The organism is Vibrio sp. V15_P4S5T153 (genome assembly GCF_963874485.1).
GTDB lineage: Bacteria > Pseudomonadota > Gammaproteobacteria > Enterobacterales > Vibrionaceae > Vibrio > Vibrio anguillarum.
Genome location: NZ_CAWNHR010000013.1, coordinates 1 through 6,064, shown reverse-complemented (window position 1 = coordinate 6,064; position 6,064 = coordinate 1). Strand labels below are relative to the sequence as shown.

General features: G+C 39.3%; 6 protein-coding genes. 2 read left to right on the top strand and 4 right to left on the bottom strand.

What is annotated here, in order from left to right:
* The 4 genes from AACT42_RS09970 to AACT42_RS09955 all read right to left on the bottom strand — a co-directional run.
* The coding region (locus AACT42_RS09970; protein WP_094182994.1) for a hypothetical protein at positions 1-964 on the bottom strand (964 nt) is incomplete at its 3' end.
* A gap of 139 nt (positions 965-1,103) precedes the next feature.
* Entirely contained in the window at positions 1,104-1,844 is a 741-nt protein-coding gene (locus AACT42_RS09965; RefSeq protein ID WP_176432245.1) for a PhzF family phenazine biosynthesis protein, read from the bottom strand.
* A 689-nt stretch (positions 1,845-2,533) separates the two neighbouring features.
* On the bottom strand, positions 2,534-2,950 hold the full coding sequence (locus tag AACT42_RS09960) for a VOC family protein (protein WP_017045395.1): 417 nt from the start codon (positions 2,948-2,950) through the stop codon (positions 2,534-2,536).
* Positions 2,951-4,189: 1,239 nt separating this feature from the next.
* Positions 4,190-4,813 (bottom strand): DUF1349 domain-containing protein, encoded by a 624-nt coding sequence (locus tag AACT42_RS09955; RefSeq protein WP_161441883.1) that lies wholly within the window; start codon positions 4,811-4,813, stop codon positions 4,190-4,192.
* A gap of 699 nt (positions 4,814-5,512) precedes the next feature.
* Between AACT42_RS09955 and AACT42_RS09945 the strand changes: the two genes are divergently transcribed.
* Together AACT42_RS09945 and AACT42_RS09940 are read left to right on the top strand one after the other, a co-directional pair.
* Positions 5,513-5,734 carry a TA system antitoxin ParD family protein gene (locus tag AACT42_RS09945; protein WP_017044326.1) on the top strand — a complete coding sequence of 74 codons (222 nt, stop codon included), beginning with the start codon at positions 5,513-5,515 and terminating at the stop codon, positions 5,732-5,734.
* A complete protein-coding gene (locus AACT42_RS09940) occupies positions 5,727-6,017 on the top strand; it encodes a type II toxin-antitoxin system RelE/ParE family toxin (RefSeq protein WP_017044325.1) in 291 nt (96 codons plus the stop codon). Before AACT42_RS09945 ends, AACT42_RS09940 begins: the two co-directional genes overlap by 8 nt.
* Positions 6,018-6,064 lie beyond the last annotated feature (47 nt).

The following is a 6,064-nucleotide window of genomic DNA, read 5'->3' as shown; positions in this document are numbered from 1 at the left end:
AACCATATATCGCAGAACTTGAGCAATATACTTTTTTATAGCATTGATAAACCACATTCTTATTATATATTTCCAACTGTTCATAATCATTATGATGTGTACAAACATTTAATTTTTTATTTTTCCTTTTTATACCTTCAATATATTTATTGGGTGTATTTTCTGGTATAAAAGATCTCCAATCAGCAAACATATATTGAATAAATCCTTTTGCAAACAAGTTAAAGTTCCATGCCATATGTTCACAATCTGGAATTGGGTTACTAAATCCTCTATCAGAAAGAAGGCAACATTGCTCGTCATAAGTATAAATGTTTATAAAGATCATATTGTCTTTACTCTCACATAACGATTTTACAGAGTGTTCTAAAATATTTATCCCACTAGAGTCGAATGGAGTCAATAACATAAAAATGATTGTTAGCCAATCACGATAGATATCTTCTGTTATACCTAATTCATTACACAGATATTGTTGATGTGGTTTTTTACCACTTAAAACCTTATCAAAGATTTTTTCAAACTTACTATCTAATGGGTACATAGTCAATAAGGATGGAAATGTATTTAAAACCTTTTGTATTGAAAAAGGATTTCTAGCAAAATTAACCATTTTTAATACAAATATATTTAATATCTCATTCTTTATATCACTGTCATTTTCTTTAATTTTCATCAATAATGATTCGGTATTGTTTTTAATTAATTTTTCGTATTTCCCAAATAAGCCTTCGAAATTATACCTTTCAGGATTACTTCTAATAACATCAAAACTAAATAAATCATTAAGGCTTAAATTATTCTCAATTGAAACCCCTTTTGGACAATCTAAATTAAGTTTGTACTCTTCTCTATCTCCTAAAGTAAATGAATATATTTTCCTTGGATTATTAACAGAGGCGTTTAACTTTTGTTCGACTTGCGATATAAAATGCTGATTCTTAGTTTTATTTATAAATTCCACTATAACTCCAATTTGGTTTATAACGCCCGCCTAAGGGGCTGGCAACGCATAACACTAAACTCAAACACAACAGCCGTAACCACCGCGGCTCATTGGGACTGGAAACGCCACGCGTTGACAGTCCCTCTTGAGGCGTTTGTTAAATTGCAATTGCTCGCCGCTTTGCTTGGGCAAATACTGTAATTGAATTTTCAGTTGTTCTCTCTACTTCAAAATAACCACCTGACATTGAAAGTTGACGCGCATTCAATGCGTCGGAGCCAAGTTTTTTAAACCAATACGGTGCAAGAGAGCATTGTGCTGAGCCTGTTGCTAAATCCTCAGATATGCCAATTTGGGGAGCAAAGTATCTTAGAACATAACCACTATTACCATTTGCAGCCGTTACAATCAGAGCATGGTATTCGTTGATTTCTCTCAAACGATCATCATCTGGCTGGAAATTCATGACAGCCTCAACCGAAGGCAAAACCAAGACTAAGTCTCGGGTAGAAAAAACATCAATCGCATTCGTCGCTAAATCAGAGATTTCTACTGGAACAGCACAAGGCTTTGCTTCCCAGCTTGGTAATACCAATGAATATTGGTCATCTCTTTTAGAAATCACAACTTCACCGTATTTACTGTTGAAAACAACACTTTCCAGTTGGTACTTAGAAAGGATCGCTGCACCAGAGCCTAAACTCCCGTGACCACAAAGATTAATTTCACCATCCAATGCAAACCAACGAATGTGAAACTGTCCGTCGACGTGAGTAATGAAAGAAGTCACAGGCTGTCCAACTTCACGGGTTATTTGATGTAACTCGCTATCGGAAAGCCAGCCATTTAGCTCTAGTACCCCGCAAGGATTACCAAAGGCCGATTCGCCAATAAACACATCATAAATATCAATTTTGATAATCCACCATCCTTGACTGCAATTTAACGCCCGGCTAAGGGGTTGACAACGCACCGCCGAACTTAAAAAACACACTTAAACACTGGACTGCAATTTTGCACTAAAGTCGCCACGCGTTGGCAATCCCTCTTGAGCCGTTTGTTATGCAAATTCAATAAGATAAACTGACTTTACTCGATCAAAAGCCACGATTGCAATGGTTGAGTGATTCAAGAATCAACCCAAGCAGGAGCCGTGATAAATAAGCCGCCAAAACAAAGTCCACCGTTCAACAACAAACCAAGCTTTTGAATGAGACAAACTCAACAAGCAAGACTTTCAGCAAGTACAAAATGCTCGATAAACTTGCCCTTTCCACACTTTGCGCACGCTGAATTGGCAACAAACCAACACAAAAACTCATTGAGACAAACAAAGAAACTTACCTGTTTTACGGCTTGAGTGAACCACGAATTTGAGGGTAAAAAAGCTGATTTGCCGACAACACAAAACGAATGGCCGGAGAAATCCCAAAAGATTGAATCCCTAAATTTACCAGAGTTGCATAACGCCCGCTTAAGGGGCTGACAACGCAAAGCACTGAACTTAAATTAACAGCCGTAATCACAAATGTTAATTTGAACTGAGAGCACCACGCGTTGGCTGTCCCTCTTGAAGCGTTTGTTATGCTACCTTTTTGCCATTGGATGGCTTGGATTCAATTGAAGAAGATCCCACAAGTTTCCATACAAGTCTTCAAACACTGCTACCGTTCCATAGTCTTCTTCTGTTGGCTCGCGGACGAAGTTAATACCAATCGATTTCATACGCTTAAAGTCACGCCAGAAATCATCAGTATTTAGGAACAGGAATACTCGACCACCTGCTTGATTCCCAATGAAATCATGCTGCTCTGGCTTCGAAGCTCTGGCAAGTAACAACGTAACACCATGAGAATTTGGTGGAGCCACAACCACCCAACGTTTGTCTTGTTCAGGCTGATGAGTATCTTCAATAAGTTCAAATTTGAGTTTGTTTACATAAAAATCAATGGCTTCATCATAATCTTTTACAACTAAAGCAATATGGACAATGTTCTGTTTCATAGTATTCCTTATTGAAGATTTCGACTGGTAGCATAACGCCCGGCTAAGGGGTTGACAACGCACCGCCGAACTCAAAAAACACACTTAAACACTGAACTGCAATTTTGCACTAAAGCCGCCACGCGTTGGCAATCCCTCTTGAGCCGTTTGTTAGCTGCTGCACTTTAGCCGGAGATTGACTACCCAACGGCCTAATTTGAAACACATTATTGTTTTCAAGCGACAAAGTAAAACGGACAACTGAGAAACTAAAACCTAACCCACGAAACGCACTTGGCAAAGAAGAAATAACAGCAAAACTGACGAGCTTCTAAGACTTAAATTTACAAAGAATTCTTTCGAAGAAGCCAACAACCAAGTGCGCGAAATCAACTTAAGCGCGAAAGAGCTTCAAAACCAAAGAAGCCACACCAAAGAAATAAACAAGCACATCACTTCCCGTAAGAAGGCTTCGGTTAGTTCAACCACTTCACGAACAGTGCCACTGGCGAGATACATGGAAAAGTGCTGACTTTCAGGTGTAAAGCCAGAGCCTCAGACTAAGAAAAATAAACGCTTAATTTTATGATTGTTCTTAACCTCAGCTAACGCCCGGCTAAGGGGTTGACAACGCAACGCCGAACTAAAAAAACACACCGTAAACACTGAACTTCAATTTTGCACTAAAGTCGCCAAGCGTTGGCAATCCCTCTTGAGCCGTTTGTTATGCAAATTCAATGAGATAAACTGACTTTACACGACCAAAATCCACGATTGCAATGGTTGAGTGATTCAAGAATCAACCCAAGCCAGAGCGGTGATAAATGAGCCGCCAAAACAAAGTCCACCGTTCAACAACAAACCAAGCTTTTGAATTAGACAAACTCAACAAGCAAGATTTTCAGCAAGTACAAAATGCTCAATAAACTTGCCCTTTCCACACTTTGCGCACGCAAAATTCACAACGCACCGGCGCTAAAACTGATTGAGGCAAACAAAGAACCTTGCCTGTTTTACGGTTTAAGTTAACCACGAATTTTAGAGTAAAAAAGCTCATTTGCCGACAACACAAAACGAATGGCCGGAGAAACCTCAAAAGATTGAGCCCTAAATTTACCTGAGTTGCATAACGCCCGCTTAAGGGGCAGCCAACGCTACTACTAAGCTTCCGCATAACACTGTAATCACAAAAACCAACGCATAATAAAAATGCCACGCGTTGGCTGTCCCTCTTGAAGCGTTTGTTATGTGAATTTGAGCCTAGTGAGCTAACCATTTACAAGGCTCCAGGCTCATTTCGGTAAATTTTGCTGTAAACGATGATTCTGAAGGACTGCACGCATAAACTCCAAAACTGACCACTTTTTGTGTCGGCAAGGGGGGATTACATTTACCCATTTCTATCGTAGTCTCTCCCAACTGATGTAAGTGAAAGATACGCATCTGGTTAAAAACCAAGCCATCAAACGAGGATTCGATAAGAAAATCTGGCCCTCTACGACTTAAACGATACCAAATCTCTTTAGGAAGCGGGATATCGGTGGTTGCCCAATCTGAATACCCTAAATTTGTAACTACACTACCCAGCCTAGAAAATGATTGATTTTCGTACTCTATCGAAGCTTTAAACCAATTTTCATTATCGAGATAAATGATCAATCCACATTGATCAAACAGCTCTTGATAAGTAAAATTTACCTTAGCTGTAAATGTGAAATTATCTTTTGAATCAATCAATAATGCAGGGGCATTTTCATTACGAAATCCATAATAAGAACGTTGCCAAAAATCAGTTTTCGGCTCGGTTGTTATCGAAACAAACTCTGAAGTGACTTCACTGACTTTCGGTTCAGACACCCACTTCCCAAAAGTAAAATTTACCATTATCAATCTCTTTGTTGTTCACAAAACCCACATATTCACATAACGCCCGGTTAAGGGGCAGCCAACGCCATTACGAAGCTTCCGCATAACACCGTAACCACAAAAACCAACGCATAATAAAAATGCCACGCGTTGGCTGTCCCTCTTGAACCGTTTGTTATGTTTAAGCTTCAATAACTTACGTTTTACCTAAACCAAGATTAACTCGGTTTTGACTGACAAACAAAAGCCAAAAACCAGAAAACTGAAACAACTCATAGATTTGAAAAACAGACTTCGAATTTCGGCAATTCAAGCACAAAAACCTGTGTTCAAAATACTGATTGAGCCAGCCGAACCAACCTCGCGCTTACTCGAAAATAGACTGAGGCAATTCTCTGAATTTCCAGCGCCAAAGAATAAATGTCCAGAAAACAGCGCCAAACGAAGCCAACTTGCCGAAAAACTAGAAACTAACAAGCCGATGGTACAAAGAAAAATCATAAACCACTGAATTTACGTGATTAAACATAACGCCCGGCTAAGGGGTTGACAACGCACCACCGAACTAAAAAAAACACACCTTAAACACTGAACTTCAATTTTGCACTAAAGCCGCCACGCGTTGGCAATCCCTCTTGAGCCGTTTGTTATGATTCATCTTGCTACCTTCGTAGCGCCACGCTACAATTATTAAAACTTTAAATGAAGGAGCACATTATGTCTACCGCTAGCATACGCCTTGATCAAGATCTCGTAGATAAAGCCGCTATCATGGCCAAAGCATTGAATCGCACTACACCAAAACAAATTGAACACTGGGCTAAAATTGGGGAAATGATGGAAGATAACCCAGATTTACCTTATGAATTTGTTCGACAAGCAATTATAGCTAAAGCTGAAAAAGAAGCCGGAAAACTTGAGGCATACAACTTTGGCTAATATTACACAGGTTCTTCAAACGCCATCATTCAAGAAAACCGTTAAAAAACTCCACCAAAATCAGAAAGTGGATCTGGACAATGCGGTCAAAGCACTTATCGAAGATCCGCTTTTAGGCGAGCAGAAAAAAGGAGATTTGTCCTTTCTCCGTGTTTATAAATTCAAAATGGTTAAGCAACTCACTCTTCTTGGCTATAGCTATCAAGATGGGACGGTAACTCTTGAACTCATCGCCCTAGGCGCGCATGAAAATTTTTACCGAGATATCAAGATGTTTTACTGAATCCGGGTGAATCATAACGCACTGTTAAGGTGTGAGCAACGCAATAC